We start from the raw sequence: 404 nt of genomic DNA, 5'->3' as shown, positions 1-404 counted from the left end.
GAGTGGCGTTGTCGACTCGCATCGCCCATCGGGTCCCGCAGTTCATGGCGAGCGCCTGCGGGATGACGTCGACCGACGGGTACTGCGTGATCAGCACCATGAGGATCCCGGCCCCGGCCGCGACCGCCGACAGCTCGATCAGCGCCTCCAGGATCTCTTCGCGCAACGGACGGTCCGGGCGGGTGAAGGTGGCGAGTTCGTCGATGACCAGGAGTTCCAGACCGCCGACGCGGTCGATGCACTCGGGGACGACCTTGGACTTGCTGAGGTCACCCAGGAGCCGGTTGCGGCGGTCCATGTCGGCCTTGAGCGCCTGGAGGAGGGCCAGCAGGCGGACGGCGTTCGGCTTGAAGTACGTCGCCGCGACCCCGGCCTTGGCCGCCGGGTCCCACTCACCGTTGGAC

General features: G+C 68.8%; 1 protein-coding gene. It reads right to left on the bottom strand.

The genetic code is table 11. From position 1 onward, the window contains the following. On the bottom strand, positions 1 to 404 hold a 404-nt coding region (locus AC1DUE_RS20530), incomplete at both ends, for a hypothetical protein (RefSeq protein ID WP_477041248.1).

The organism is Cellulomonas sp. P4_A2 (assembly GCF_056402515.1).
The sequence above is the reverse complement of the archived record's forward strand: the minus strand, read 5'-3'. Positions and strand labels throughout refer to the sequence as shown.